The sequence below is a fragment of the Streptomyces sp. NPDC012835 genome (assembly GCF_042900885.1).
In the GTDB taxonomy this organism is placed as follows: domain Bacteria; phylum Actinomycetota; class Actinomycetes; order Streptomycetales; family Streptomycetaceae; genus Streptomyces.
Genome location: NZ_JBIBBW010000008.1, coordinates 279,715 through 305,770, shown reverse-complemented (window position 1 = coordinate 305,770; position 26,056 = coordinate 279,715). Strand labels below are relative to the sequence as shown.

At 72.4% G+C, this 26,056-nt stretch carries 20 protein-coding genes; 3 read left to right on the top strand and 17 right to left on the bottom strand.

Annotated features, from left to right (window positions below; genetic code table 11):
* Window positions 1–71: 71 nt before the first annotated feature.
* The 6 genes from ACFY6S_RS28595 to ACFY6S_RS28570 all read right to left on the bottom strand — a co-directional run bounded on the left by ACFY6S_RS28595 (window position 72) and on the right by ACFY6S_RS28570 (window position 6,633).
* On the bottom strand, window positions 72–659 hold the full coding sequence (locus ACFY6S_RS28595) for a GNAT family N-acetyltransferase (protein ID WP_388814476.1): 588 nt from the start codon (window positions 657–659) through the stop codon (window positions 72–74).
* A 25-nt stretch (window positions 660–684) separates the two neighbouring features.
* On the bottom strand, window positions 685–1,527 hold the full coding sequence (locus ACFY6S_RS28590) for a GNAT family N-acetyltransferase (protein ID WP_388817775.1): 843 nt from the start codon (window positions 1,525–1,527) through the stop codon (window positions 685–687).
* Window positions 1,528–1,758: 231 nt separating this feature from the next.
* The gene (gene ispG, locus ACFY6S_RS28585) at window positions 1,759–2,913 is read right to left on the bottom strand and encodes a flavodoxin-dependent (E)-4-hydroxy-3-methylbut-2-enyl-diphosphate synthase (RefSeq protein WP_114626605.1); all 1,155 of its coding nucleotides are present in this window, start codon (window positions 2,911–2,913) and stop codon (window positions 1,759–1,761) included.
* Window positions 2,914–3,096: 183 nt separating this feature from the next.
* Window positions 3,097–4,398, bottom strand: coding sequence for a M50 family metallopeptidase (locus tag ACFY6S_RS28580; RefSeq protein WP_388814478.1), 1,302 nt, complete (start codon window positions 4,396–4,398; stop codon window positions 3,097–3,099).
* Complete coding sequence (gene dxr, locus ACFY6S_RS28575; RefSeq protein ID WP_388814480.1) at window positions 4,395–5,660, bottom strand: 1-deoxy-D-xylulose-5-phosphate reductoisomerase; 1,266 nt, start codon at window positions 5,658–5,660, stop codon at window positions 4,395–4,397. The genes ACFY6S_RS28580 and dxr overlap by 4 nt, the downstream gene beginning before the upstream one ends.
* A 157-nt stretch (window positions 5,661–5,817) precedes the next feature.
* Entirely contained in the window at window positions 5,818–6,633 is an 816-nt protein-coding gene (locus tag ACFY6S_RS28570) for a hypothetical protein (RefSeq protein ID WP_388814482.1), read from the bottom strand.
* Window positions 6,634–6,731: 98 nt separating this feature from the next.
* Here ACFY6S_RS28570 and ACFY6S_RS28565 point away from each other — a divergent pair, with 98 nt between their 5' ends.
* A complete protein-coding gene (locus ACFY6S_RS28565; protein ID WP_388814484.1) occupies window positions 6,732–7,964 on the top strand; it encodes a glycoside hydrolase family 64 protein in 1,233 nt (410 codons plus the stop codon).
* Here the strand turns inward: ACFY6S_RS28565 and ACFY6S_RS28560 are convergent.
* From ACFY6S_RS28560 to ACFY6S_RS28540, 5 genes are all read right to left on the bottom strand, one after another.
* Window positions 7,957–8,757 carry a hypothetical protein gene (locus ACFY6S_RS28560; protein WP_388814485.1) on the bottom strand — a complete coding sequence of 267 codons (801 nt, stop codon included), beginning with the start codon at window positions 8,755–8,757 and terminating at the stop codon, window positions 7,957–7,959. The genes ACFY6S_RS28565 and ACFY6S_RS28560 overlap by 8 nt on opposite strands.
* A gap of 81 nt (window positions 8,758–8,838) precedes the next feature.
* The gene (locus tag ACFY6S_RS28555; RefSeq protein WP_388814487.1) at window positions 8,839–10,812 is read right to left on the bottom strand and encodes an acyl-CoA dehydrogenase family protein; all 1,974 of its coding nucleotides are present in this window, start codon (window positions 10,810–10,812) and stop codon (window positions 8,839–8,841) included.
* Between the two features lie 203 nt (window positions 10,813–11,015).
* On the bottom strand, window positions 11,016–12,461 hold the full coding sequence (locus ACFY6S_RS28550) for an aldehyde dehydrogenase family protein (protein WP_388814489.1): 1,446 nt from the start codon (window positions 12,459–12,461) through the stop codon (window positions 11,016–11,018).
* Window positions 12,462–12,702: 241 nt separating this feature from the next.
* Window positions 12,703–14,361 carry a PucR family transcriptional regulator gene (locus tag ACFY6S_RS28545; RefSeq protein ID WP_388814491.1) on the bottom strand — a complete coding sequence of 553 codons (1,659 nt, stop codon included), beginning with the start codon at window positions 14,359–14,361 and terminating at the stop codon, window positions 12,703–12,705.
* A 113-nt stretch (window positions 14,362–14,474) separates the two neighbouring features.
* Window positions 14,475–16,874, bottom strand: a complete 2,400-nt coding sequence (locus tag ACFY6S_RS28540) for an ATP/GTP-binding protein (RefSeq protein WP_388814493.1) — start codon at window positions 16,872–16,874, stop codon at window positions 14,475–14,477.
* Between the two features lie 339 nt (window positions 16,875–17,213).
* On the opposite strand from ACFY6S_RS28540, the gene gabT reads away from it, so the two are divergent.
* A complete protein-coding gene (gene gabT / locus ACFY6S_RS28535; RefSeq protein ID WP_388814495.1) occupies window positions 17,214–18,548 on the top strand; it encodes a 4-aminobutyrate--2-oxoglutarate transaminase in 1,335 nt (444 codons plus the stop codon).
* Window positions 18,549–18,767: 219 nt separating this feature from the next.
* Window positions 18,768–19,673, top strand: a complete 906-nt coding sequence (locus ACFY6S_RS28530) for a phosphatase PAP2 family protein (RefSeq protein WP_388814497.1) — start codon at window positions 18,768–18,770, stop codon at window positions 19,671–19,673.
* Here the strand turns inward: ACFY6S_RS28530 and ACFY6S_RS28525 are convergent.
* The 6 genes from ACFY6S_RS28525 to ACFY6S_RS28500 form a co-directional block, all read right to left on the bottom strand.
* A complete protein-coding gene (locus tag ACFY6S_RS28525; protein WP_388814498.1) occupies window positions 19,646–20,182 on the bottom strand; it encodes a hypothetical protein in 537 nt (178 codons plus the stop codon). The two genes, ACFY6S_RS28530 and ACFY6S_RS28525, sit on opposite strands and share 28 nt — an antisense overlap.
* A gap of 180 nt (window positions 20,183–20,362) precedes the next feature.
* Window positions 20,363–21,778: an NAD(P)/FAD-dependent oxidoreductase gene (locus tag ACFY6S_RS28520; protein ID WP_388814500.1), complete on the bottom strand. Its 1,416-nt coding sequence runs from the start codon at window positions 21,776–21,778 to the stop codon at window positions 20,363–20,365.
* A 39-nt stretch (window positions 21,779–21,817) separates the two neighbouring features.
* The gene (locus ACFY6S_RS28515) at window positions 21,818–22,615 is read right to left on the bottom strand and encodes an ABC transporter permease (RefSeq protein ID WP_388814501.1); all 798 of its coding nucleotides are present in this window, start codon (window positions 22,613–22,615) and stop codon (window positions 21,818–21,820) included.
* Window positions 22,615–23,550 carry an ABC transporter permease gene (locus tag ACFY6S_RS28510; RefSeq protein ID WP_388814503.1) on the bottom strand — a complete coding sequence of 312 codons (936 nt, stop codon included), beginning with the start codon at window positions 23,548–23,550 and terminating at the stop codon, window positions 22,615–22,617. The genes ACFY6S_RS28515 and ACFY6S_RS28510 overlap by 1 nt, the downstream gene beginning before the upstream one ends.
* Window positions 23,547–24,740: an ABC transporter ATP-binding protein gene (locus tag ACFY6S_RS28505; protein ID WP_388814505.1), complete on the bottom strand. Its 1,194-nt coding sequence runs from the start codon at window positions 24,738–24,740 to the stop codon at window positions 23,547–23,549. The genes ACFY6S_RS28510 and ACFY6S_RS28505 overlap by 4 nt, the downstream gene beginning before the upstream one ends.
* A gap of 59 nt (window positions 24,741–24,799) precedes the next feature.
* On the bottom strand, window positions 24,800–26,047 hold the full coding sequence (locus ACFY6S_RS28500) for a PotD/PotF family extracellular solute-binding protein (protein ID WP_388814507.1): 1,248 nt from the start codon (window positions 26,045–26,047) through the stop codon (window positions 24,800–24,802).
* Window positions 26,048–26,056 lie beyond the last annotated feature (9 nt).

The window sequence follows — 26,056 nt, the reverse complement described above, 5'->3', positions numbered from 1 at the left end:
GAGCACTCCTGCGTTCTGCGTTCTCTCGGCTGTTGTGTGGAGGTTAGCCGGGGCGCGGGGGCAGGCGGAAATCAGATTCCCGCCGCACCCGCGCCCGGCCTGCGCAGCGGGAGGGGCGCGCCCATCACGGCGTACGGCCGGGGCGCGCTGGGGAAGTGGACGCGGCGGGCGAGATCCTGGTAGCCGAGCGACCGGTACATCCGGCGGGCCGGGCTCTCGATGTCGATGGCGGACAGGATCGAGCGGGGCCGGTCGGCGCTGTCCGTGATCATGGTGATCAGGGCGCGGCCGATGCCGCGCGCCTGGAAGGCGGGGTGGACGTGCAGTTCGGTGATCACGAAGGAGTCGTCCAGCCAGCCGTCGGCGCCGGTGACCCGCAGATACGGTTCGACGACCGTGGACCACCAGTGGGCGCGGTCGTTGGGCATCCCGTACACGAATCCGACGAGCCGGCCCTCCTCGGTGGTCGCGCCGAGGGCGCGGCAGCCGGGCTGGAGGAGGTGGCGCAGGACGATATGGCGGCGTACGTCGATCTCCTCCTCGCTGAGCCCGAAGGCGAGGGCCTGCACGGCGAGCGCCTCGTCCACGCGGGCGGCGAGATCGACGGGGCCCATCCGTACGTCGGGGGTTCCGGGTCTGTCCCCTGGAATGCTCGGCATGGGCGGAACCCTACGACGGGAACGGTCAGAACAGCACGCTCATGAAGGCACCCACTTCGCGGAAGCCGACGCGGTGGTAGGCGGCCCTGGCGGGGGTGTTGTAGTCGTTGACGTACAGGCTCACGACGGGGGCGACATCGGCCAGCGCGTACCGTACGACGGCCGCCATGCCGGACTCGGACAGGCCCTGTCCCCGGAAGGCGGGGTCGACCCACACGCCCTGGATCTGGCACGCCTGCCGGGTGGCGGCGCCGATCTCCGCCTTGAAGAGGACCCGGCCGTCCTCGATGCGCGCGAACGACCTGCCCGCGCCGACCAGTTCCGCCACGCGCGCCTGGTAGAGGAGTCCGCCGTCCCCGGCGAGGGGCGAGACGCCGACCTCCTCGGTGAACATGGCCACGCAGGCGGGCATGATCACTTCCAGTTCGTCCTTGCGGATGCGGCGGACGAAGGGGTCGGGTGCTATCTCGGGGGAGAGCTGTTCCGTGACCATCAGCGGCTGCTGGGCGCGGACCTCGCGCGCCGGGCCCCAGGTGGGCTCCAGCAGCCGCCAGAGCTGGGCGGTGGGCTCGGCGGGGCCGACGATCGAGGAGCAGCGGCGGCCGGTCCTGCGGGCGCGGTCGGCGAAGGCGCGGACGGCTTCGGGGGTGGCGCAGATGGGGACGAGGTTGGCTCCGGCGTAGCAGAGCGAGCGCAGCCGTCCGTCCGCGTACCAGCCCCACATCTCGCCGCCGAGACGCCATGGGTCGAGCCCCGCGGCCTGCACGCGGGCCGTCACAAAGGCGTTGGCGACGGGTTCGCTCTCCAGGATGGCGAGCGCGGCGCCGAGTTCGCTGGGTTCGAGGACCCGGGTGGTGGTCTGCGTCAACACGTGGGGGCCTCACCGTACGGCTGCTGATCTCCGCACTGTACCTGCCGATTCTGTGGTACGCCGCTCGCGGGAGCCCGGACCGGATCCGCCGGGGCCGGGACCGGCCCGGCGCGGGCGGGTGCGGAACGGGGCGGGTCCCGGGGCCGGTGCCCGGAGGGGCGGTGGCCGCGGGACCCTGCTGTCCGTGCCGGGGCCGGGAACGGGGTGGCCGGCCGCCGGACGGGGTGGTCAGCTGACGGAGACCTCGGGCTCGCCGGAGGCGATGCCGTCCTTCTCCATCTGCTCGGCGATCTTCATGGCCTCGTCGATGAGGGTCTCCACGATCTTCGACTCGGGAACGGTCTTGATGACCTCTCCCTTCACGAAGATCTGGCCCTTGCCGTTGCCGGAGGCGACCCCGAGGTCGGCCTCACGCGCCTCGCCCGGACCGTTCACGACACAGCCCATGACGGCCACCCGCAGCGGGACCTCCATGCCTTCGAGGCCCGCGGTGACCTCCTCCGCGAGCTTGTACACGTCCACCTGTGCCCGGCCGCAGGACGGGCACGAGACGATCTCCAGCCTGCGCGGCTTCAGGTTCAGCGACTCCAGGATCTGGATGCCGACCTTGACCTCCTCGGCGGGCGGCGCCGACAGCGAGACCCGGATGGTGTCGCCGATGCCCTCGCTCAGCAGCGCGCCGAACGCGACCGCCGACTTGATCGTGCCCTGGAACGCGGGACCGGCCTCGGTCACGCCAAGGTGCAGCGGATAGTCGGACTGCGCGGCGAGCTGGCGGTACGCGTTCACCATGATCACCGGGTCGTTGTGCTTCACCGAGATCTTGATGTCGCGGAAGCCGTGCTCCTCGAACAGCGACGCCTCCCACAGGGCGGACTCCACGAGCGCCTCGGGCGTCGCCTTTCCGTACTTGCGCAGCAACCGCGCGTCCAGCGATCCGGCGTTCACCCCGATACGAATCGGCGTCCCCGCGTCTCCCGCCGCTTTCGCGATCTCCTTGACCTTGTCGTCGAACTGCTTGATGTTTCCCGGATTCACCCGGACCGCCGCACATCCCGCGTCGATCGCCGCGAAGACGTATTTCGGCTGGAAATGAATATCCGCGATCACCGGGATCTGTGACTTCCGCGCGATCACCGACAGGGCGTCCGCGTCGTCCTGCGTCGGGCACGCCACGCGCACGATCTGACAGCCCGACGCCGTCAGCTCGGCGATCTGCTGCAACGTCGCACCGATGTCCGACGTCCGCGTCGTCGTCATCGACTGCACCGAAACCGGCGCGTCCCCGCCGACCGCCACCGACCCGACCTGGATCTGGCGGCTGACCCTTCGGTCTGCGAGCTTCGTCGGAACGGACGGCATTCCGAGAGAAATTGCGGTCATCTGCTGTGCAACCCCAAGGTGTGGATCGAGGTCCCGAGATCGGCGGGCTCCAGCCTCCGAGATTACGCCACCGTGCGCGAACGGAGCACATCCGCGCGGAAACTCCGGCCAAAGGTGAGCGGCCGGACACGAATGGTGTCCGGCCGCGGCGAACCGGGAGGAGTCAGCGGGAACCGCCCGCCATCAGCTGATCTTGACAGGATTGAAGACGTCGGCGACGAGCACGAGCAGGGTGAAGCAGATGAAGATCCCCGCCACCACATACGCGACCGGCATCAGCTTCGCGACGTCGAAGGGGCCCGGGTCGGGTCGCTTGAAGACCCGGGCGAGCCTGCGCCGCAGCGACTCCCAGAGGGCGCCGGCGATATGACCGCCGTCGAGGGGCAGCAGCGGCAGCATGTTGAAGAGGAAGAGGGAGAGGTTGAAGCCGGCGAGCAGGAACAGCATCATCGCGATCTGGTTCTGCGCCGGGATGTCCAGGGACATCACCTCGCCGCCGATGCGCGCGGCGCCGACCACGCCGACCGGCGAGTCGTCCTTGCGGGGTCCGTCGCCGAACGCGGCGCTCCAGAGATCCGGGATCTTGGAGGGGAGCGCGACGATCGAGTCGACACCGTTCTCGATCATGTCGCCCATCCGGCCGACGGAGTCGCCGAAGGAGAGCGGGACGATCTCGGTGGCGGCAGCGAAGCCGAGGTAGCCGGCGGGCACGTACTTGTCCGGGACGACCTCGCCCTTGGAGTCCTTCTGGGCGACCATGTTCTTCGCGAGGGTGGCGTGCAGCACCTGCTCGGTCCCGTCGCGGTCGACGGTGATGGTGGCCGGGCCGATCGTCCTGCGGATGAGGTCGGAGAGCGTCGACCAGTCGGCGACGCGCTGCCCGTTGAAGGCGACGATCCGGTCGCCCTTCTCCAGCCCGGCGGCCCGCGCGGGCGAGACCGGGTCGCCCTTGTCGCAGGTGTCGCGCTTCTCGCTCTGCGCGATCACGCACTTCTGCACACCGGCGACCTGGGTGGTCTGGGTCTGGAACCCGAAGCTCATCGCCACGCTCATGAAGATCACGGTGGCGAGGATGAGGTTCATGAAGGGGCCGGCGAACATCACGATCACGCGCTTCCACGGCTTGCGCGTGTAGAAGAGACGCTTCTCGTCCCCGGGCTCCAGCTCCTCGAAGGCGGCGGAGCGCGCGTCCTCTATCATTCCGCGCCACGGCGAGGTGGACCGTGCCTCGATCCGGCCGTCCGCGCCGGGCGGGAACATGCCGATCATCCTGATGTAGCCGCCGAGCGGGATCGCCTTGACCCCGTATTCCGTGTCGCCCTTCTTGCGTGACCAGATGGTCGGTCCGAAACCGACCATGTACTGGGGCACGCGGATGCCGAACATCTTGGCCGTGGAGAGATGGCCGAGTTCGTGCCAGGCGATGGAGAAGAGCAGCCCGACGACAAAGACCAGAATGCCGAGGACCGTCAACAGAATCGTCATGCGCGAGCCTCCGCTGGCTGTTCTTCAGTGAATTTCGCTGCCGTCTCGCGGGCCCGGGCCCGCGCCCAGGTCTCTGCTTCCAGGACGTCCGACACGGTGAGCGAGGTTCCCGTCCGAGGAGTGCCGTGTGCGGCGACGACCTCGGTGACCGTATCCATGATGCCGTTGAACGGAAGCCGGCCCGACAGGAACGCGTCGACGCATTCCTCGTTCGCGGCGTTGAACACCGCAGGGGCCGTACCGCCGAGCGCGCCGACGTGCCGGGCGAGTCCCACAGAGGGGAACGCCTCGGTGTCGAGCGGGAAGAACTCCCAGGCCGACGCCTTGGTCCAGTCGAAGGCGGGCGCGGCGGCCGGCACGCGCCGGGGCCAGCCGAGACCGATGGCGATCGGTCCGCGCATGTCGGGCGGGGTCGCCTGGGCCAGGGTCGAGCCGTCGCTGAATTCCACCATCGAGTGAACATACGACTGAGGGTGGACGACCACCTCGATCCGTTCGAAGGGGATGTCGTAGAGAAGATGGGCCTCGATCACTTCGAGGCCCTTGTTGACGAGGGTCGCGGAGTTGACCGTGATCACCGGACCCATGGCCCAGGTGGGGTGCGCGAGGGCCTCCTCGCGGGTGACCGCCGCCAGTTCGGCGCGGGTACGGCCCCGGAAGGGCCCGCCGGAGGCCGTCACCACCAGCTTGCGCACATCGGCGCGGGTCCCGGCGGCCAGCGCCTGGAAGAGCGCGGCGTGCTCGGAGTCGACCGGGATGATCTGGCCGGGCCGCGCGAGGGCCTTCACCAGCGGGCCCCCGACGATCAGCGACTCCTTGTTGGCGAGCGCGAGCGTACGGCCGGCCCGGAGGGCGGCCAGGGTGGGCGCGAGTCCGATGGAGCCGGTGATGCCGTTGAGCACGGTGTGGCAGTCGGAAGCGGCCAGCTCGGTGGCGGCGTCGGGGCCGGCGAGGATCTCGGGGAGCGGCTCCCCCGCCCCGTAGTGCGCCCCGAGCGCCTCCCGCAGCTCGGGCACCGTGTCCTCCCGCGCGACCGCGACGGTACGGACCCGTAGCCGCCACGCCTGCTCGGCGAGCAGGGCGACGCGTCCGCCGGCGGCGGAGAGCGCGGTGACACGGAAACGGTCGGGGTTGCGCAGGACCAGGTCGATGGCCTGCGTGCCGATGGATCCGGTGGAGCCGAGGACCACGATGTCCCGGCGGCCTTCGGCGGGATCGAAGGCGATGTGCGGATCGGCGAGAGGGGCTGGGCTGTCGCTCATGCCTCCATTCTCGCCTCATCCGCGAGGCGTGAGGACAGCGCGCCCCCTCGGATGTCCCGGTGCGCCGTCCGTCGCGTCCGTCGGCAGGGCCGGTGCGCCGCATCGGCTCACCTCGGCGGCTCGCTCCGGGATTCACTCCGGCGGCTCGCTCCGGGGCTCAGCGCTCCGGGCGGAACTTCTCCCACTGGGCGCGGACGATCTCCTCCGGTACCCCGCCGACGTCCCCGGTCCCGGTGGTCTCGGCCCGGAAGGACAGCGTGGCGGAGCCCGACCGTACGACGGTCAGGTACTCGTGGAGTCTCAGCTCCTCCTTCACGTCCAGGACCGTGAAGCGGTACGCGGCGCTCTCGTCCCCCAGCCGGGGCGCGTTGACCGGCTCGGCCTTCAGATACTTCGCGCGCGCCACCGCCCGCTCCTCGGTGAATCCGCCCGCGCAGTCGCGCCCCGCCCGGCCGAGGGCCCGCATGACCCCCTTCGCCCCCTGGCCGGGGTACGAACGCAGTTGTACGGCGACGGTCGGGCCCGGTGTCCCGCCGTCCGCGTCGACCCTGCGGTTGACCTCGGCCGCGGGGGTGAACGCGGTGGCGCCCGCGGTCAGGCTGACGAAGGGCTGGCAGCGCGCGGGATCGGCGGTGTAGTCCTCGCCGAGCGGGACGCCGAGGGCGTAAGCGGAGGCCGTGTACGTCCCGATCCGCTCGCCGTGCGTGAAGGAGGCGGCGGTGAGCCGGGCCCGGGCCAGCGGGGTGACGTCGGAGGCGGAGGGCGGGCCCGCCTTGCCGTCGTCGCCGCCGCCTCCCCCGCAGCCGGCCGCCCCCAGCAGCAGCAACGCCCCGGCCACCACCGGCGCCGCCCCGCCCCGGCGTCCGCGCGCCTGCTCCCCGTACCCGAACATCCTTGCCCCTGTGCCGAGTTCACCGCGGCGCGCGATCGCGCCCGAGGTGACGATTGTGCGCCACGAGGTGCGTGAAGTCATTGACACACCTCCCGCGTGGCCCGATTCTGAGAGCGCTCTCAGAAGCCTGATTCCATCCCCACTGGAACCACTGGAAGCACCTCCCGAGGAGGAGAGCCGTGCCCCCCATCAGACAGTTGCTGTCATCCCTGGCCGCCACCGCGGTCCTCGCGACCGCGTTCGCGGGCGCGGGACCCACGGCCACCGCGCGGGCCGCGCAGGCCCCCGTACAGCCGGTCGCGCCGAAGGCCGCCGTGGACGCGACCATCCCGCTCACCCTGAAGAACAACTCCGCCCGCGGCGAGCAGGTGTACGTCTACAACATCGGAACGCTGCTCTCGACCGGCCAGCAGGGCTGGGCCGACGCGAGCGGGACGTTCCACCCCTGGCCGGCCGGCGGCAATCCGCCGACGCCCGCGCCGGACGCGTCGATCGCCGGACCCGCCAACGGGCAGTCGAAGACCATCCGGATGCCGCAGTTCTCCGGCCGGGTCTACTTCTCGTACGGGCAGAAGCTGGACTTCCGGCTGACCACCGGCGGACTCGTGCAGCCCGCCGTGCAGAACCCGTCCGACCCGAACAGGAACATCCTGTTCAACTGGACGGAGTACACGCTCAACGGCGCCGGGCTGTGGATCAACAGCACGCAGGTGGACATGTTCTCGGCGCCGTACGCCGTCGGCGTCAAGGCCCCGGACGGCACCACCAAGACGACGGGCCACCTCAAGGCGGGCGGCTACAACGGCTTCCTCAACGCGCTCAGGAACCAGTCGGGCGGCTGGGGCAACCTGATCCAGACCCGGGCGGACGGCACCGTCCTGCGCGCCCTCGCCCCGGGCCACGGCATCGAGTCGGGCGCGCTGCCGGCCTCGGTGATGAACGACTACATCAACCGTGTGTGGACCAAATACGCGAGTTCGACGCTGACGGTGACGCCGTTCGGCGACCAGCCGAACACCAAGTACTTCGGCCGCGTCTCCGGCAACACCATGAACTTCACGAACAGCGCGGGCGCGGTCGTCACCTCGTTCCAGAAGCCCGACGCCGACAGCGTCTTCGGCTGCTACAAGCTGCTGGACGCGCCGAACGACCTCGTGCGCGGCCCCATCTCCCGCACGCTGTGCGCGGGTTACAACCGCTCCACACTGCTGTCCAACGCGAACCAGCCCGACACGAGTTCCGCGAACTTCTACCAGGACGGCGTGACCAACCACTACGCGCGGGCGATCCACGCCCAGATGGCCGACGGCAAGGCGTACGCCTTCGCCTTCGACGATGTCGGCAACCACGAGTCGCTGGTGCACGACGGTGACCCGCGCGAGGCGTTCATCACGCTCGACCCGTTCAGCTGAGCCGCTTGACGCACAGCCCCGACTGGCCCTCGGCCCAGTACTCGGGGTGGAGGAGATAGTCCGTGGTGGCGCACGCCTCGCCGTCCGCCACCCGGTACTGGGCCCGGCCGGAATCGCAGCTCACCGCTTCGATCTCCTGGCCGGGCCACTCCCGCGCGTTGCGCACGCAGTCCCCGACCGAGACACGGTCGGGCCCGCTGTCGCCGGCCACCACGCCGATCACGAACAGCGCGGCGACGGCGAGCACCAGCAGCGCGAAGGGCGTCAGGAACAGCAGGGCGGGCGCCCGGAGCAGGACCCTTCGGCCCGGGTCGAGGGGCGGGCGCCACCCTCCTCGCGGCGGGGGCAGCTTACGGAACCGGGAGCGCGCCTCCACCACATTGAGCAGCACGACGAACGGCGTGATGAAGAAGGAGAACAGCCCCCACCAGCCCGCCGCGAGGGTGTGCGAGGTCATCCGGCGGTACGTGGCGAGCCCGCACGAGCGGCAGAAGAGGCCGCGGCTCCTGAGCGAGCGCATCATGATGATCATGCCCTCGTGGCCCCGGACCGTGGCCTCCACCGCCGGGCCGGCGCCGCAGATCCCGCACAGCGCAGCGGGGCCGTACGGCTGCTGCTGCCCGTACGGCGCCTGCGGTCCGTAGGACGGTCCGTACGGCGCCTGCGGTCCGTACCCCTGGCCGTACGACGGTCCGTACGGCGCCTGCGGATGCTGCGGCGGGTACGGCTGCTGCGGGGGCTGCGGGTGCGGGAACTGCTGCTGGTACGGGCCGGGTGGCGGCGGCGTCGTCATGATGATCTTTCCCCCTGTGTGTACGACGGTCGCACTGTAGCCCGTCCCCGCGGCACCTCCGCGCGGGCCCCGAGGCCGGGGTCAGGGGACCGACCGGTGGACGTCCGCCCGCTCGGACGGGCCCGGTGAGGCGTCCGCGATCCAGGGCCCTTCGCCGCTCGGGTCCACGACGCCCTCCTCCAGCCACCGGTACGCGCCGGCCAGCACCCCGTCGACGACCTTGCGGTCCAGGTCGTCCGTGTTGGACCACAGACGGGTGAAGAGTTCCTCGACCCGGATGCGGGACTGCCGGCAGAAGACGTCGGCGAGTTGGTACGCCTCGCGGCCGTGGTCCCCGTTCGCCCGCAGCAGTTCGGCCCGTACGCACGCCGCGCTCATCGCGAACAGCTCGGCGCCGATGTCGACGATCCGGCCGAGGAAGCCCTGCTTGGTCTCCATCCGGCCCTGCCAGCGCGACATGGCGTAGAAGGTGGAGCGGGCGAGTTTGCGCGAGGTCCGTTCGACATAGCGCAGATGCGGCGACAGATCGCGGTGCCCGGAGGGATGGAACTGCGCGTAGGAGGTGGGGAGCCGGCCAGGGCCCACGACCAGCTTCGGCAGCCAGCGGGCGTAGAAGCCGCCCGCCCGCACGCCCGCCTTCGCCTTGTCGGAGAGGGACGTGTCCGGGTCGATGATGTCGCCCGCCACCGCGAGGTGCGCGTCGACCGCCTCGCGGGCGATCAGCAGGTGCATGATCTCGGTCGAGCCCTCGAAGATGCGGTTGATCCGCAGATCGCGGAGCATCTGCTCGGCGGGGACGGCGCGTTCGCCCCGGGCCGCCAGGGAATCGGCGGTCTCGAAGCCGCGGCCACCGCGGATCTGGACCAGTTCGTCGGCCATCAGGCAGCCCATCTCCGAGCCGAACAGCTTGGCGAGGGCGGCCTCGATCCGGATGTCGTTGCGGTCCTCGTCCGCCATCTGGGAGGAGAGGTCCACGACCGCCTCCAGCGCGAACGTGGTGGCGGCGATGAACGAGATCTTGGCGCCGACCGCCTCGTGCCGGGCCACCGGCCTGCCCCACTGCTCGCGCGCGGCCGACCACTCGCGGGCGATCTTCAGACACCACTTGCCCGCCCCCGCGCACATGGCGGGCAGGGAGAGCCGCCCGGTGTTGAGGGTGGTGAGGGCGATCCTGAGCCCAGCGCCCTCGGGCCCGATACGGTTCGCGGCGGGGACGCGGACCTGGTGGAAGCGCGTGACGCCGTTCTCCAGGCCGCGCAGTCCCATGAAGGCGTTGCGGTTCTCCACGGTGATGCCCGGGGAGTCCGCCTCGACGACGAAGGCGCTGATCCCGCCCCGGGAACCCGGCGTGCGCGGCACCCGGGCCATCACGACGAGCAGATCGGCGACGACACCGTTGGTCGTCCACAGCTTCACGCCGTCGAGTACGTACGTGTCGCCGTCCGGCACGGCCGTGGTGGCCAGCCGGGCCGGGTCGGAGCCCACGTCCGGCTCGGTCAGCAGGAAGGCGGAGATGTCCGTACGGGCCAGACGGGGCAGGAAGGTGTCCTTCTGCTCGCGCGTGCCGAAAATCTTGAGCGGCTGCGGTACGCCGATCGACTGATGGGCCGAGAGCAGCGCGCCGACCGCCGGGCTCGCCGAGCCGACCAGCGCCAGGGCCTTGTTGTAGTACACCTGGGTGAGGCCGAGCCCGCCGTACCCGGTGTCGATCTTCATGCCGAGCGCGCCCAGTTCCTTGAGGCCCTTGATGACCTCGTCGGGGATGCGGGCCTCGCGTTCGATCAGCGCGCCGTCGATCTTCGTCTCGCAGAACGCGCGCAGCTTCGCGAGGAACTCCTCACCGCGCGCGACGTCCTCGGGCGCCGGCACGGGGTGGGGGTGGATGAGGTCGAGGCGGAAGCGGCCGAGGAACATCTCCTTGGCGAAACTGGGCTTGCGCCAGCCCTGTTCACGGGCGGCTTCCGCGACCTGGCGGGCCTCCCGCTCGGAGACCGTGGGCCTGCCCTGCGGTTCCTGCGGTGTGGGTGCTGCTGAGGGGGCGGATGGAGCGGACATGAGGAACTCACCTCGCCGCGGCGTCGGGTCCGATGACGGTTGTGCCGGCTGGGACTACCTGTCCGTATCTACCGGAACAACGCGGCCCGCACCAGTCGTGGCACGACGGGTGCGGGCCGCGGGAACGGCGGGCGGGGGCGGGGCCGGGGGGGCCGACGGCGGGTCGGGAATCCGGCGCCGGAGGTCCGGACCGGGGCGGGGTGTCAGAGGTCGAGACCGGTGAGGACCATGACGCGCTCGTACGTGTAGTCCTCCATGGCGAACCGCACGCCCTCGCGGCCGACGCCGGACTTCTTCACACCGCCGTACGGCATCTGGTCGGCGCGGTACGAGGGGACGTCCCCGACGATCACACCGCCGACCTCCAGGGCGCGGTGGGCGCGGAAGGCGGTCTGGAGGTCGTGGGTGAACACACCGGCCTGGAGTCCGTACTTCGAGTCGTTCACCGCCTCGAACGCCTCGGTCTCGGTCTCGACGCGGCGCAGCGTGAGGACGGGGCCGAAGACCTCCTCGCGGGCGAGGGTGGTGCCGGCCGGAACGTCGGCGAGGACGGTGGGCGTGTAGCTCGCCCCGTCCCGCTTGCCTCCGGTGAGCAGCTGGGCGCCGGCGCGCACCGCCTCGTCCACCCACTCCTCGACCCGCTTGGCGGCTTCCTCGTTGACGAGGGGACCGACATCGGTGGCGTCGTCGGAGGGGTCTCCGGTGGTCTGGGCCTCCACGGCGGCGACGATCCTGGGCACCAGTCGCTCGTACACGGAGGCGTCCGCGATCACGCGCTGCACGGAGATGCAGGACTGGCCGCCCTGGTAGTTCGAGAAGGTGGCGATCCGGGTCGCGGCCCAGTCGAGGTCCTTGTCGCTCGCGTAGTCGGCGAGGACGACGGCCGCGCCGTTGCCGCCCAGCTCCAGGGTGCAGCGCTTGCGCGGGACCGAGTCCATGATGGCGTAGCCGACCTTGTCGGAGCCGGTGAAGGAGATCACCGGCAGCCGCTCGTCCTGGACGAGGGCGGGCATCCGGTCGTTCGCCACCGGCAGGACGGACCAGGAGCCGGCCGGCAGGTCGGTCTCGGCGAGCAGCTCGCCGAGCAGCAGCCCGGAGAGGGGCGTCGCGGGGGCGGGCTTGAGGATGATCGGGGCGCCGGCCGCGATGGCGGGCGCGATCTTGTGGGCGCAGAGGTTGAGCGGGAAGTTGAACGGCGCGATGCCGAGGACGGCGCCGTGCGGGAAGCGGCGGGTCAGGGCGAGCCGGCCGGCGCCGCCCGCGTCGGTGTCGAGCCGCTGGGCGTCGCCGGAGTTGAAGCTGCGGGCCTCCTCGGCGGCGAACCGGAACACCGAGACGGCCCGGCCGACCTCGCCGCGTGCCCACTTGAGCGGCTTGCCGTTCTCGGCGGAGATCAGCCGGGCGATCTCCTCGGTGCGCTCGGTGAGCCGGCGCGAGACGTGGTCGAGGGCGGCGGCCCTGACGTGCGCGGGTGTGGCGGCGAACTCCGCCAGTACGGCGTGGGCCGCCGCGACGGCCTCCTCGACCTGGGCATCGGTCGGCACGGCGACGGTGCCGACGAGCCGGCCGTCCCAGGGGGAGGTGACGTCGAAGGTGTCCTCGCCGGTGGCCTGGCGGCCGGCGAGCCAGAAAGCGTGGGTGGAAGTCATGACGAGTCCGGGCCCTTCCGAGTAGACGGCTGTGTGGGTCCACGGTAGGGGGACGGGGAGCCGTGCGGAGTTGTCCGGGGTGGAGTGGTGGGGCGCGGACGGGTGCCGCATTGGCGAAGGGAAGGCGCGGCGGGACCGGCCGCCGATCGTGGCGTGTTCGGTCGGGCCGGCGTGGCGGTCCGGCCGGTGTGACGGTCCGGCCGGTGTGACGGTCCGGCCGGTATGGCGGGACGCGGTCGGCTCAGGGGGTGGGTGGCGGGCCCGCCGCCGTCGTCTTCAGCGCGAGCCACAGCTCCATCCGTACGTCCGCGTCGTCCAGGGAGCGGCCGAGGATCTCCTCCACCCGGCGCATGCGGTAGCGCAGCGTGTGGCGGTGGACGCCCAGGTCGGCCGCCGCCGCGTCCCACTGGCCGTGGTGGGAGAGCCAGGCGCGCAGGGAGGCCACCAGGTCGCCGCGGCCCTTGGCGTCGTGTTCGCGCAGGGCGCGGAGCATCCCGTCGGCGAAGGCGCGGACGGCGTCGTCCGCGAGGAGGGGAAGGATGGAGCCGGTCGCCAGTTCCTCGTGCTCGACCAGGGCCCTGCCGCGTCGGCGGGCCACGGAGAGCGCCTGATCGGCCTGTTTGTAGGCGCCGGCCGTCGCGATGGGGCCGGCGGGCGCGGAGAGGCCGATGACGACGCCCGCCTCGTCGGACTCCCGGAGCGCGTACGCCGTGCAGGCGGTGGCGACGGCTCCGCCGTCGGTCGCGAGGACGGCGAGTCGGTCCTCGCCGTCCGGCACGGCGAGGACCGACTCGCCCGCACGCGCGGCGGCCGCCTCCAGTTCCTCGGCGAGGACGTGCAGCGGATGATCGGGCGGGTCGGGGGCGGCGGTTCCCGTCGTGGTCTCGGCGATCAGCAGCCGGAAGGGGGCGTCCAGCAGTTCGCCGTAGAGGTCGCCCGCCACGGCCCGGGCGTGGTCGGGCTGGCCGGAGAGCAGCATCCGCAGGACGGCGGCGCCGAGGCGCTGTTCCGCCGCCTGAAGGGTGCGGGAGCGTTCGGTGGTGAGGGTCAGGAGAGCTATGGCGGAGTGCACGGCGTACCGCTCCGCGGTGCCCAGGGCGGCGCCGGTGCCGACGGCGAGCGCGCCGCGCACGCGTCTACCGGTGCCGAGGGACTGGAGTTCGACGCGGTCCTCGGCGCAGGTGTCCCGGTCCGCGTCCGGGCCGGTGTCCGGGGGCGCGTCCATCACGCCGCCCGCCGCGGCGTCCGGGCCGGTGCCGGAGGCGCCGCCGACCACCACGCTGGCGGGCGCGGGCCGCTCGCGCAGCCGCCGCACCTCGGCGCTCAGCCGGGCGGCGCGGCGCGCGGCCCACTCCGGCGCCGCGGCGACGACGGCGCCCGACGCGTCGTACAGCGCGGCCCAGCCCTCCACGTGCGCGGCGAGCCTGGTCAGCAGCGCGGCGGGCCCGTCGGCGAGCGCGGCGCGGGTCAGCTCGCGCTGGACCTCGAAACCGGCGGTCACCGCGCGGTACTGGTCGGCCGCGATGGCCGCCGACACGGCCTTGCTGATCGCCAGGAACGGTGTGCGCCGGGGCACCCCCAGCAGCGGCAGCCCGGCCTCCCGCGCCGCCGCGACGAGCGCCTCGGGGACGTCCTCGTAGTTCACGCCCACCGCGAACCCGAGCCCGGCCACTCCGGCGCCGGTCAGCCGCCGTACGTAGCGCCGCATCGCCTCGGGGTCCTCGGCGTCCAGCGTGGTCGCCGTGATGAGCAGCAGTTCGCCGCCCTCCATGTACGGCACGGGGTCGACCAGCTCGCTCGCGTGCACCCAGCGCACGGGCGTCCGCAGCCGGTCCTCCCCGGCGCGCACCGTGAGGTTGAGCGCCGAGTGCTGGACGAGGGAGGCGAGGGTGGGCGGCATGGCGGAACCGTAGGACCTTCGGGAGATTTACGACGTCCCGTATGAACGGCGTCCCTCGATTCTGCCAGCTTGTACGGGCCCGCGAGCCGGGGAAGGCGCCTCGCGGGCCCCGGTCAGCCCCGCAGGTCCACCAGGAGCGGCGGGGCGTGCTCGCCCGTGACGGTGCGCAGCGAGAGGACGGCGTGCCCGGCGGGTACGGAGTAGGCCAGCTCGGAGGCCGACCAGCGTTCCCGCTCGACCTTGCGCACGGTCACGGCGTCCGTCGTCACGGCCTTGCCCGTGACGAGTTTGCGCAGCGCGTGGATCGCCCGGGTGAAGGGCTGGTCGGCGAAGACGGTGTGCTGGGCGACCTCCCGGGTCTCCACCCACTCCTTGCCCCACACCTCGGCGAAGCGCTTGCCGTCCCAGGTGGTGACGCCGGAGAAGGCCATGCAGCAGCCGACCGCGCCGAGCAGCGGGGTGTGCAGCCCTTCCGCGACATCGTCGATGGTGCGCAGCGCGAGGACCGCGCCCGCGTTCACCGAGCGCAGCCGCCGCACGCCCCGGACCGATTCGGGGGTGAGGGTGTGGGTGGCGTCGTCGAGGACCAGGCACATGAAGAGCGAACGGTCCGCGCGGGCCGCGGCGACGGCGGTGAACTGGGCGAGGACGAGCCGGGCGAGCAGCCGGGACGCCTCGGCGTGGCCGCGTTCCGGCAGATCGATCCGTACCCGTACGGGCAGTTGTTCCACGGAGCGCAGCGAGAAGGGGCGCGCCTCGGGCCCGGTGCCGAAGAACTCCGCGAAGGCGGGCCGGTCGAGCAGGGCGAGCCGGTCGGTGAGCAGCGGGCCGGGGTCGCCCGCGCTCCCCGCCTGCCGGGCGCGCGCGTCGAGTTCGCGGAGCATCGCGTGGTGTTCCCGGGGGTCGAGCGCCTCCCGCAGCCGGGTGAGGGCGGACGGCACGCCGTCGAGCAGCTCGCGGAGCGCGGCCACCGGGGGGAAGTGGCCGTGGGCGGCGCGGTACGGGCCGAGCAGCTGGGCGAGGACGGCGGCCGCCCGGCGGCTGTCGAGGGTGGGGATGTCCCCGGCCAGTCCCTCCGCGAGCAGGGCCGCCGCCTCGTCGGGGTCGGTGGTGCCGCCGTACAGGTCGAAGTCGTGGCGGGAGGCCGGGTCGCCGATCCTGATGACGACGTCGTACGCCTGGTCGGGGCCGAGCGGGGTGCCGGTGGCGCAGACCGTGACCACGGAGCACCGGCCGGCGAGCGCCTGGAGGGCGAGGGACTCGACCACGGGCCGGACCAGCAGACCGGACTTGCCCGCGCCGGGCGGTCCGACGGCCAGCAGTGAGGTGCCGAGGAGCGCGGGGTCCAGGGCGACCCCGGAGCCGCGGCGCTCGTAGGGGTTGTGGGGGTCGTCCGCGCACCGGCCGATGCGGACCTGCCCGGTGAGCAGATCGTGCGGTGCGGTGCGGTGCGGCAGGTCCCGCTCGCCGGAGGGGTGCGGGCAGGCGGCGGCTCCCCGGCGCAGTACGGCGTCGGTGAAGGGGCCGGCGCGTCCCGGCCCGGTGCCGGCCTCGGTCCAGGCGTGCCGCAGCCGTGCGACGTCCACGTCGTTCATCGCGCCGGTGCGCGCTTCGGCGGCCAGGATGTCGGCGGCGTCCGGGTGTCCGGCCGCCCGCAGCTCCGGCCAGTCGGCGGGGGAGGCGGCGGCGTCCCGCCGGTCGGGTGCGGAGGCGACGGCGCCGGGTGTGGCACCCTGCCCGCCCCCGGCGTACCGCGCCGCGAGCGCGCGCCACCGGCCCAGGCGGGCGAAGGGCCACAGCACGCCCACGCTGATCAGGACGTAGATCACGTTCACGACGCCCTGGCTCTGGAACACCTCGCCGCCCGCGATCCAGGCCACCACGATCAGCACCGGCCGGGCGACGGGCAGCGCGTCCCGCCAGACGAGCGTCAGCACCAGGGCGCCCGCGACCGCCGAGGCGACGCCGAGGAAGGGCTGCCCTCGGCGGGCGACATGGCGCCGGAACAGTTCGGCCCAGTTCCCCAGGCGGGCGCAGGTATGGACGAGCAGCCCGAAGAGGAGCGCCTCGTAGACCGTGACCGCCTGCTCCGCCTCGCGCGTCCGGGGGCCGCCGAAGCTACCGGCGAACCACCAGTCGGCGGGGGTGAAGAGTTTCAGCGGGACCAGCCGGTACGGGATGTAGCCGTGCCGCCACAGCGTCCAGACGAGCGTCCCGGAGAGCAGGGAGATCAGCAGGCCGACGACGAGCGCGCGGTCGGGCACCCCTTCGGGCTTCTCCGGTGGCCTCGGGACATGGCCGTAGCGCCAGAGCCCGGGTGCCTCCCCCCGCCTCGGGGTGCGCAGCCAGGCGTCGAGCGAGGAGGCCGGGGCGGCGGCCTCGGTCGGCGCGGGACCCGGGGGCGCGTACGCCGGGCGGGGCGGGGCGTACGCCGGGCGCGGCGGTGGCGGCGCGGACCGCGGCGGTGGCGGGGTGGGTGTGGTCGGTGCGTCCTGTGTGCCGTCGGTGTCCATGAAACCCCTGCCCCCTGAGCCGTCTCCGCCCTGTGCACCCGTCAATCTAGTGCCCCCGCAAGCCGTTCAGCGGGTAGCTCACCGGCCGGCCGGCTCGCGCACCGGCGCGGACCGTGGCCCTCGCCCGCGCCGTCCGGGGGGCCGCTATGTCCGTCGCGGACAACGACACGCGCGTACCACTCCCGAACGGCGCATGCCTGTCTCCGCCGCTCCCCCCTAGCCTGCGAGGAAAGCCGGGTCATGCCGGAGAGAGTCCCGGTACGCCCCCGGAGACGTCCCGCCGTAGCGACACCTACCCCCGCGGATCCCACAGATCCCCAGATCCCACAGGAGCCCCTCATGACCGCTGTTCCGCAGGAGCGCCGCATCGTCACCCCCATTCCCGGGCCCAAGTCGCGGGAGTTGCAGGCCCGCCGTACGGCCGTGGTCGCCGGTGGGGTCGGGTCCGTGCTGCCGGTCTTCGCCGCCCGCGCGGACGGCGGGATCGTCGAGGACGTGGACGGGAACCGCCTCATCGACTTCGGTTCCGGTATCGCCGTGACCTCGGTGGGCGCCAGTGCCGAGGCCGTGGTGCGCCGGGCCTCCGCCCAGCTGGCGGACTTCACCCACACCTGTTTCATGGTCACGCCGTACGAGGGGTACGTCGAGGTCTGCGAGCGGCTCGCCGAGCTGACGCCGGGCGACCACGCGAAGAAGTCCGCCCTGTTCAACTCGGGTGCCGAGGCGGTCGAGAACGCCGTGAAGATCGCCAGGTCGCACACCGGGCGCCAGGCGGTCGTGGTCTTCGACCACGGCTACCACGGCCGTACCAACCTCACCATGGCGCTGACCGCCAAGAACATGCCGTACAAGAACGGCTTCGGGCCGTTCGCCCCGGAGATCTACCGGGTTCCGGTCGCCTACGGCTACCGCTGGCCGACCGGTGCCGAGAACTGCGGCGCGGAGGCGTCCGCGCAGGCCATCGACCAGATCAGCAAGCAGATCGGCGCCGAGAACGTCGCCGCGATCGTCATCGAGCCGGTGCTCGGCGAGGGCGGCTTCATCGAGCCGGCCAAGGGCTTCCTGCCCGCCCTGGCGAAGTTCGCGCGGGACAACGGGATCGTGTTCGTGGCGGACGAGATCCAGTCCGGCTTCTGCCGTACCGGCCAGTGGTTCGCCTGCGAGGACGAGAACGTCGTCCCGGACCTGATCACCACCGCGAAGGGCATCGCCGGGGGGCTGCCGCTCGCCGCCGTCACCGGACGCGCGGAGATCATGGACGCCGCGCACTCGGGCGGGCTCGGCGGCACGTACGGCGGGAACCCGGTGGCCTGCGCCGCCGCGCTCGGCTCCATCGAGACGATGAAGGAGCTGGATCTCGTCGGGAGGGCGCGCCGCATCGAGACGGTCATGAAGGGCCGGCTCTCCGCCCTCGCCGAGAAGTACGAGGTCATCGGCGACGTCCGGGGCCGGGGCGCGATGATCGCCGTCGAGCTGGTGAAGGACCGGGAGACCAAGGAGCCCGCGCCGGAGGCGACCGCCGCGCTCGCCAGGTCCTGTCACGCGGCGGGGCTGCTCGTCCTCACCTGCGGTACGTACGGCAATGTGCTGCGCTTCCTGCCGCCGCTGGTGATCGGCGAGGACCTGCTGAACGAGGGCCTCGACATCGTCGAGCAGGGGTTCGCCGCGCTCTGAGCCGCCGCCGCTCGCCGTGCGCCCGCGCACGCCCGCGCACGCCCCCCCTGGACCACGCCACCGCCGACCGGATCGGGACCATCGCCGGACGGGTGGGCGGGCGGAACGGTGAACCCCGCCGTCACAGGTGTCAGGGGCTGTGAAGAAGGTGTGCGAGGGCCATGGCGGGTGGCCGTTGTGGCTGTCGGAGCCCGCGCCCCTGACGTACGGTTTTCCCAGATGAGAGATACACCCCGCTCGCAGGGAACTGCGGGCGACGCCGAAGCGGGGCATCCCCAGCGTCGCTTTGGTCGTGCCTTCGCGCACACCACTGGAGCCTCTGGCTCCGGATCTCCTCACCGATCGGATGGCCGCCCGCCCCAAACCCCCCGGGGCGTGCGGCACACCGGTCCTCACGGCCGCCCCGGAACTCCCCCCCCTGTTCCCGGGCGGCCGTTCTCCCGTTCTCGCTCCTTCCTCACACGGGCCCTCGGCTCCCCCGCGCGCTCGGCCGCCTTCGCGCTGTGCGCGGTCCTCTTCGCGCTCGTCACCTGGCAGGCCACGGCCGACGGGCCGCTGCGCCACGCGGACGAACGGCTCGGCCGGGCGCTCGCCGGGCGCGGTCCCGAGCCGCTGACGCAGGTCCTCGCCGATCTCGGCGGGGTGCCGGTCGCGCTGCCCGTGCTGGCCGTGGTGATCGCGTATGTGGTCCGGCGCGGCGGGCGGGGCCCGGTACTGGCGGTCTGCGTCACGATGGCGGCGGTCCCCGCCCTGGTCGTCCCGCTCAAACTGTGGACCGACCGGCAGGGACCGCTCACCGACGCCACCGGCTACTACCCGTCCGGGCACACGGCCACGGCGATGGTCGCGTACGGCGGGGCCGCGCTGCTGCTCGTCCCGTACGCGGGCCGGCGCGCGACGCTGCCCGTCGCGGTGGCGCTCACCCTGGCGACGGGCGCGGGACTGGTCCTGCGCGGCTACCACTGGCCGCTGGACGTGCTGGGCAGTGTGCTGCTGTGCGGGATGCTCCTGCTGGTGCTGGCGCGGGTCCTGGACCGGTGCCGGGAGCGCGCGGTCCGGCGCGCGGCGGAGTCCGCGCCGGACCGGGAGGCGGCCCGTCAGCCCCACCCGCCGTCGTCTTCCTGACCCTCTTCACCGCCCCGGTCCCTTCCGCCCGCGCCGCCCCTGGTCCCCGGCCCCTGCGTGCCCGTCCGCGCCGTCCGCCCCGCCGCCTCGTGCATCGCCAGCTCCAGCAGCGCGGGATCGGTGAGCGTCCCGGAGCCGTCCGGGGGGATCAGCCAGCGCACTCCGCCGCCGACCCGCCCGGGACAGGGGACGACGATCCAGGTGCCGCGCCCGGCGCCGCGCACCCCCGTACCGAGCCAGCGGGCCACGGTGTCCGGGGGGACGAAGAAGCCCATCCGCGCGTCGCCGAAGCCGACCAGCACCGGTCCCGGCCGGTCCACCAGCCTGGTCAGCACGTCCAGGGTCGGGTAGCCCAGCTCCCCCGGCAGGATCAGGACGTCCCAGCGCCGGCCGGCGGGCAGCAGGGTCACCCCGAGCGGGTCGCGTGCCCATTCCCTCCGGCAGGTTTCCGGGTCGGGCGCCACCGACGCCAGCCACTCCACCGCGTTCTTCTCCCCCGAGCCGCTCATTTGCCCGGCCTCCTTCCGGTCCGGGACCGTCCGCCTTGCCGGACGGTCCGTCACAGGAGGGACAGCGCCGGGGCCGCGGGATGACGCGGGTTCACCGCCTTCCTGTGGTGATCCGGGTCACAACACGCGTCCGGGCCGCGCCCCCTGCCGGCGGCGCGGCGGGGCACGCCGCGCCCCTGTTCAGCTGTCGAACCCGAGTCCCAGCCGGTCCAGGGTCCGCAGCCAGGCGTTGCGCCGGCCGCCCCGGGCGTCCGCGCGCGCCAGCGACCACTGGGTGAGGGCGATGCCCGCCCAGGCGGCCGGTTCGGGCGGGAACGGCACCGGTCTGTCGCGCACCATCGCCAGCTCCGTACGCCGCCCGCGCTCCCCCGCCAGCAGATCGAGCATCACCTCGCCGCCGAACCGGGTCGCGCCGACGCCGAGTCCGGTGTACCCGGCGGCGTAGGCGACCCGGCCGCCGTACGCCGTGCCGAAGAAGGGCGAGAAGCGGGTGCAGGTGTCGATCGCGCCTCCCCAGGCGTGGCTGAAGCGCACCCCCTCCAGTTGCGGGAAGCAGCGGAGGAAGTGGGCGGCCAGGGTGCGGTACGTGCGCGGCCGGTGGTCGCGCCCGGCGCTGAGCCGGCCGCCGAACGGGTACACCGCGTCGTAACCGCCCCACAGGACACGGTGGTCGGCGGTGATCCGGAAGTAGTGGAACCGGTTGGCGCTGTCCGCGAGCCCCTGGCGGTGGTGCCAGCCGATCGCGCTCAGCTGCCCGGGCGTCAGCGGCTCGGTCATCAGGGCGTAGTCGTAGACCGGGACGGTGTAGGGGCGCACCCGTCTGACGAGCGACGGAAAGACATTGGTGCCGAGTGCCACCTGCCGGGCGAAGACCCTGCCCCGCCCGGTGCGGACGGCCATCCCGGCGCCGTGCCGGGCCAGTTCCAGGCCCCGGGTGTGCTCGTGGATCCGTACGCCGAGATCCGAGCAGACCCGCTTGAGGCCCCAGGCGAGCTTGGCGGGGTGCAGCATGGCGACGCCGCGCCGGTCCCACACGCCGCCCAGGAAGGTCGGGGAGTCGACCTCGGCGCGTACCGCGTCCCGGTCGAGCAGTTCGAGGCCGGTGAGGCCGAGGGCGGTCGCCCGCTCGTACATCTCCCGGAGTTCGGCGAGCTGGTGCGGTTCGGTGGCGAGGTCGATCTCGCCGGTGCGCTCGAAGTCGCAGTCGATGGAGTGGCGCGCGACGGTCTCCTCGATGGCGTCGAGGTTGCGCCCGCCCAGCTCCTCCAGCTCCGCCAGCTCGTCCGGCCAGCGGGCCAGCCCGTTGGCGAAGCCGTGGGTGAGGGAGGCGGCGCAGAATCCGCCGTTGCGGCCCGAGGCCGCCCAGCCCACCTCGTTGCCCTCGATCAGGACGACGTCGCGGTCCGGATCGCGTTCCTTGGCGAGCAGCGCGGTCCACAGCCCGCTGTAGCCGCCGCCGATGACGAGCAGGTCGCCGTGCTCGTCGCCGGTGAGGGCGGGCAGCGCCGCCGGTCTGCCGGGGTCGTCCAGCCAGTACGGGAGCTGCCGGACGTCGGCGAGCGCGGCGGCGACCGCGCGGGGGGCGGCTGGGGCCATGGCTTCCCACTCCTTGAACGAGGGTCGTCGGTACGGGGGTCATCGGGCGGCGGCGGACTTCCTGCGCCGGTTGCCGGCCAGTTGGCCCGCGACCACCAGCAGCACGGCGACGGCGAACATCGCCGTGCCGATGACGTTGATCTGCACGGGGGTGCCGCGCTGCGCCGATCCCCAGACGAACATCGGGAAGGTCACGGTGGAGCCGGCGTTGAAGTTGGTGATGATGAAGTCGTCGAAGGAGAGCGCGAAGGCGAGCAGCGCGCCCGCCGCGATGCCGGGTGCGGCGATGGGCAGGGTGACCCGCAGGAAGGTCTGCGCCGGTCCCGCGTAGAGATCGCGTGCCGCTTCCTCCAGCCGTGGGTCCATGGACATGACGCGGGCCTTGACGGCGGTCACCACGAAGCTGAGGCAGAACATGATGTGCGCGATGAGCACGGTCCAGAAGCCGAGCCGCGCGCCGAGGTTGAGGAAGAGTGTCAGCAGCGAGGCGGCCATGACCACCTCGGGCATCGCCATCGGCAGGAAGATCAGCGAGTTGACGGCCCCGCGTGCCCGGAACCGGTAGCGGACCAGCGCGAACGCGATCATGGTGCCGAGCACGGTGGCGCCGAGCGTCGCCCAGACGGCGATCCGCAGCGAGAGCGCCAGCGATCCGCACAGGTCGGCCACGCCGCACGGGTCCTGCCAGGCGTCCGTGGAGAAGCGCTGCCAGGAGTAGTTGAACCGCCCGTTCGGCCGGTTGAACGAGAAGACCATCACGACGATGTTGGGCAGGATCAGATAGGCGAGGGTGGCCAGTCCCGCGATGACCACGAGGTTGCGTCGGAGCAGGCGCATCAGAGAAGGTCCTCCGTCCCGGCTCGGCGGATGTAGACGGTGACCGTCGCCAGGACGACGGCCATCAGGATGAAGGAGAGCGCGGCGGCCGTCGGGTAGTCGAGGACCCGCAGGAACTGCGTCTGGATGACGCTGCCGACCATTTTCGTGTCGGTCGACCCGAGCAGTTCGGCGTTGACGTAGTCGCCGCTCGCCGGGATGAAGGTGAGCAGGGTGCCGGAGACGACACCCGGCAGGGAGAGCGGGAAGGTCACCTTGCGGAAGGTGGTCCACGGCCGGGCGTAGAGGTCGCCCGCCGCCTCGTGGAGCCGTCCGTCCACCCGCTCCAGGGAGGTGTAGAGCGGCAGGATCATGAAGGGCAGGAAGTTGTAGGTCAGCCCGCAGACCACCGCCATGGGGGTGGCCAGCACGCGGCTGCCCTCGGTCCAGCCGAGCCAGCCGGTCACATCGAGGACGTGGAGGGAGTTCAGGACGCCGACGACCGGACCGCCGTCGGCGAGGATCGTCTTCCAGGCGAGTGTGCGGATCAGGAAGCTGGTGAAGAACGGCGCGATGACGAGGACCAGCAGCAGATTGCGCCAGCGGCCCGCTCTGAACGCGAGGAGATAGGCCAGCGGGTAGCCGAGCAGCAGGCACAGGGCCGTGGCGGTGCCCGCGTACAGCAGGGAGCGCACGAACTGCGGGTAGTACTCGCCGAGCGCCTCCCCGTATGTCGCGATGTGCCAGGTGACCTGGAAGCCCTCCTCCAGGGAGCCGGTCTGCACGGAGGTCGACGCCTGGTAGACCATCGGCAGCGCGAAGAAGACCAGCAGCCAGAGGATGCCGGGCAGCAGCAGCCAGTACGGTACGAGCCGCCTGCGCGCGGACGTCTTGCGTACGGGGGGACCGGGCGGCGGGGCGGCGGGGGCGGCGGGCGGCGCCTCGGTGGCGGTCACGACGTCTCCTTGCCGGCCGCCCCGGTGGCCGCGGTGCCCGTGGCGTCCGTCGTACCGGCGAGCGCGGACTGCCCGGCGTCCAGGCCGAAGGTGTGCGCGGGGTTCCAGTGCAGGACGACCTCGGCGCCGGGCACGAGGCGGCCGTCGCGCTCGATGTTCTGCGCGTACACCTCAAGGCCGGGGCAGCCGGGGGCGTCGATCACGTACTGGGTGGAGACGCCGATGAAGCTGGAGTCGGCGATGCGGCCGGCTATCCGGTTGCGCCCTTCGGGCACGGTGTCCGCGTCGTCGGCGTGGGTCAGGGAGATCTTCTCGGGGCGTACCCCGACCAGCAGTTCGCCGCCGCAGCGCACCGGCGCCGGACATCGGGCGGCGGGCAGCCGGAGCGCGGCTCCGCCGGCCGTGACGGTGATGTGGTCCCCGTGGACCCCGGCGACCTCGGTCCCGATGAGGTTGGAGGTGCCGAGGAAGTTGGCGACGAAGGTGGTGCCGGGGTTCTCGTAGAGATCGGCGGGGCTGCCGAGCTGCTCCACCCGCCCCGCGTTCATCACCGCGACGGTGTCGGCCATCGTCATGGCCTCCTCCTGGTCGTGCGTGACATGGATGAAGGTGATGCCGACCTCGGTCTGGATGCGTTTGAGCTCCAGCTGCATCTGGCGGCGCAGCTTGAGGTCGAGCGCGCCGAGCGGTTCGTCGAGGAGCAGGACGCGGGGGTGGTTGATGAGCGCGCGGGCCACGGCGACGCGCTGCTGCTGGCCGCCGGAGAGCTGGTGCGGCTTGCGCCGGGCGAACTCCCCGAGCTGGACGAGGTCGAGCATGTCGCCGACCTGCCCGCGTACGGACTTGATGCCGCGCCGGCGCAGGCCGAAGGCGACGTTCTCGTGGATGTCGAGGTGCGGGAAGAGCGCGTAGCTCTGGAAGACGGTGTTGACGGGGCGCTTGTACGGGGGCAGCGCGGTGACGTCCTTGTCGCCGAGGTGGACCGAGCCCGTGGTCGGCTCCTCCAGGCCGGCGATCATCCGCAGGGTGGTGGTCTTGCCGCAGCCCGACGCGCCGAGCAGGGCGAAGAAGGAGCCCTGCGGCACGGTGAGGTCGAGCGGCCGGACCGCGTGGAAGGAGCCGTATGTCTTGCTGATCCCGGTGAGGCGGACGTCGCCGCCGCCCCGGCTGGTGGATGCGGTCTCTGTCATGGATCACGGTCCCGGGGAGGAGAGGGGCGGACGGGCGGGGCGGTCGGCCGGGCGGGGCGCTACGCGCCGATGAGCTTGGCGAACTTCCGCTCGTACGCCGTCTCTTCGTCGGCGCCGAGGGAGCGGAAGGCGTGCGAGGCGGTGGCCATCGCCGCGTCGGGGAGGATCAGCGTGTTGTCGGCCATCGACTTGTCGATCCTGGTGAGTTCGGCGCGCACGCCGTCGACGGGACAGACGTAGTTGATGTACGCGGCCAGCCGGGCGGCGATCGGCGGCCGGTAGTAGTGGTCGATGAGCCGCTCGGCGTTGGTCTTGTGCCGTGCCTTGGCCGGGACCAGCAGATTGTCGCTGGCGAGCATGTAACCGGCCCGGGGAACGGCGTACTTGATGTCCGGGTTGTCGTGCTGGAGCTGGACGATGTCACCGGCCCAGGCGACGCAGGCGGCGATGTCGCCCTTGTCGAGGTCCGCGGTGTAGTCGTTGCCGGTGAAGCGGCGGACCTGCTTGCGGTCGACGGCCCGCTGGATACGGGCGACGGCCGCGTCGAAGTCGTCGTCGGTGAACGTCGCCGGGTCCTTGCCGAGGTCGAGGAGGGTCATCCCGACGGTGTCGCGCATCTCGGAGAGGAAGGCGACGCGGCCCTTGAGCTTGGGGTCGTCCAGCAGCTGGGAGACGGAGTCGACCGTACGTCCGCCGGTGGCCCGGGAGTTGTACGCGATGACGGTGGGGATGCCGGTCCACGGGTAGCTGTAGGAGCGCCCCGGATCCCAGTCGGGCGAGCGGAACTGCGGGGAGAGGTTGGCGAAGGCGTGCGGCAGGTTGGCCGGATCGAGTTTCTGCGCGTAGCCGAGCCGGATCATGCGGGCGGCGAGCCAGTCGGTGACGCAGATCAGGTCGCGTCCGGTGTCCTGTCCGGCGGCCAGCTGCGGCTGGATCTTGCCGAAGAACTCGACGTTGTCGTTGATGTCCGCCGTGTACTTGACCGCGATCCCGGTGCGCCGGGTGAACGCCTCCAGCGTCGGGTAGTGCTTCTCGTCGTCGCTGACGTCCATGTACTCGGTCCAGTTGGAGAAGACCACCCGCTTCTCCTCCGCCGAGTGGTCGGACGACGCCCGGCCCCCGTCCGCCGGCTTCGCGGGCGGGATGCCGCAGCCGCTCAGAGCGGCGAGCCCGCCGATCGCGAGCGTGCCGGCGCCGGTGGCGCGCAGCAGGGAGCGGCGGGTGAGGGCGCCCCCGCCGCTGGTGACGCCGCGCCGCAGGGCGGCCGGCGGGGCGGTGGGGAGCCGGTCGGGCTCGTACTGCTCCATGCGCTGTGC

Coding starts and splice junctions, on each gene's coding strand:
- ACFY6S_RS28550 (WP_388814489.1), bottom strand. CDS start 12,461: ATGACTTCCACCCACGCTTTCTGGCTCGCCGGCCGCCAGGCCACCGGC.
- ACFY6S_RS28560 (WP_388814485.1), bottom strand. CDS start 8,757: ATGACGACGCCGCCGCCACCCGGCCCGTACCAGCAGCAGTTCCCGCAC.
- dxr (WP_388814480.1), bottom strand. CDS start 5,660: ATGAGCGACAGCCCAGCCCCTCTCGCCGATCCGCACATCGCCTTCGAT.
- ACFY6S_RS28555 (WP_388814487.1), bottom strand. CDS start 10,812: ATGTCCGCTCCATCCGCCCCCTCAGCAGCACCCACACCGCAGGAACCG.
- ACFY6S_RS28595 (WP_388814476.1), bottom strand. CDS start 659: ATGCCGAGCATTCCAGGGGACAGACCCGGAACCCCCGACGTACGGATG.
- ACFY6S_RS28515 (WP_388814501.1), bottom strand. CDS start 22,615: ATGCGCCTGCTCCGACGCAACCTCGTGGTCATCGCGGGACTGGCCACC.
- gabT (WP_388814495.1), top strand. CDS start 17,214: ATGACCGCTGTTCCGCAGGAGCGCCGCATCGTCACCCCCATTCCCGGG.
- ACFY6S_RS28520 (WP_388814500.1), bottom strand. CDS start 21,778: ATGGCCCCAGCCGCCCCCCGCGCGGTCGCCGCCGCGCTCGCCGACGTC.
- ACFY6S_RS28530 (WP_388814497.1), top strand. CDS start 18,768: ATGAGAGATACACCCCGCTCGCAGGGAACTGCGGGCGACGCCGAAGCG.
- ACFY6S_RS28505 (WP_388814505.1), bottom strand. CDS start 24,740: ATGACAGAGACCGCATCCACCAGCCGGGGCGGCGGCGACGTCCGCCTC.
- ACFY6S_RS28580 (WP_388814478.1), bottom strand. CDS start 4,398: ATGACGATTCTGTTGACGGTCCTCGGCATTCTGGTCTTTGTCGTCGGG.
- ACFY6S_RS28570 (WP_388814482.1), bottom strand. CDS start 6,633: ATGACTTCACGCACCTCGTGGCGCACAATCGTCACCTCGGGCGCGATC.
- ACFY6S_RS28540 (WP_388814493.1), bottom strand. CDS start 16,874: ATGGACACCGACGGCACACAGGACGCACCGACCACACCCACCCCGCCA.
- ACFY6S_RS28525 (WP_388814498.1), bottom strand. CDS start 20,182: ATGAGCGGCTCGGGGGAGAAGAACGCGGTGGAGTGGCTGGCGTCGGTG.
- ACFY6S_RS28545 (WP_388814491.1), bottom strand. CDS start 14,361: ATGCCGCCCACCCTCGCCTCCCTCGTCCAGCACTCGGCGCTCAACCTC.
- ispG (WP_114626605.1), bottom strand. CDS start 2,913: ATGACCGCAATTTCTCTCGGAATGCCGTCCGTTCCGACGAAGCTCGCA.
- ACFY6S_RS28500 (WP_388814507.1), bottom strand. CDS start 26,047: ATGGAGCAGTACGAGCCCGACCGGCTCCCCACCGCCCCGCCGGCCGCC.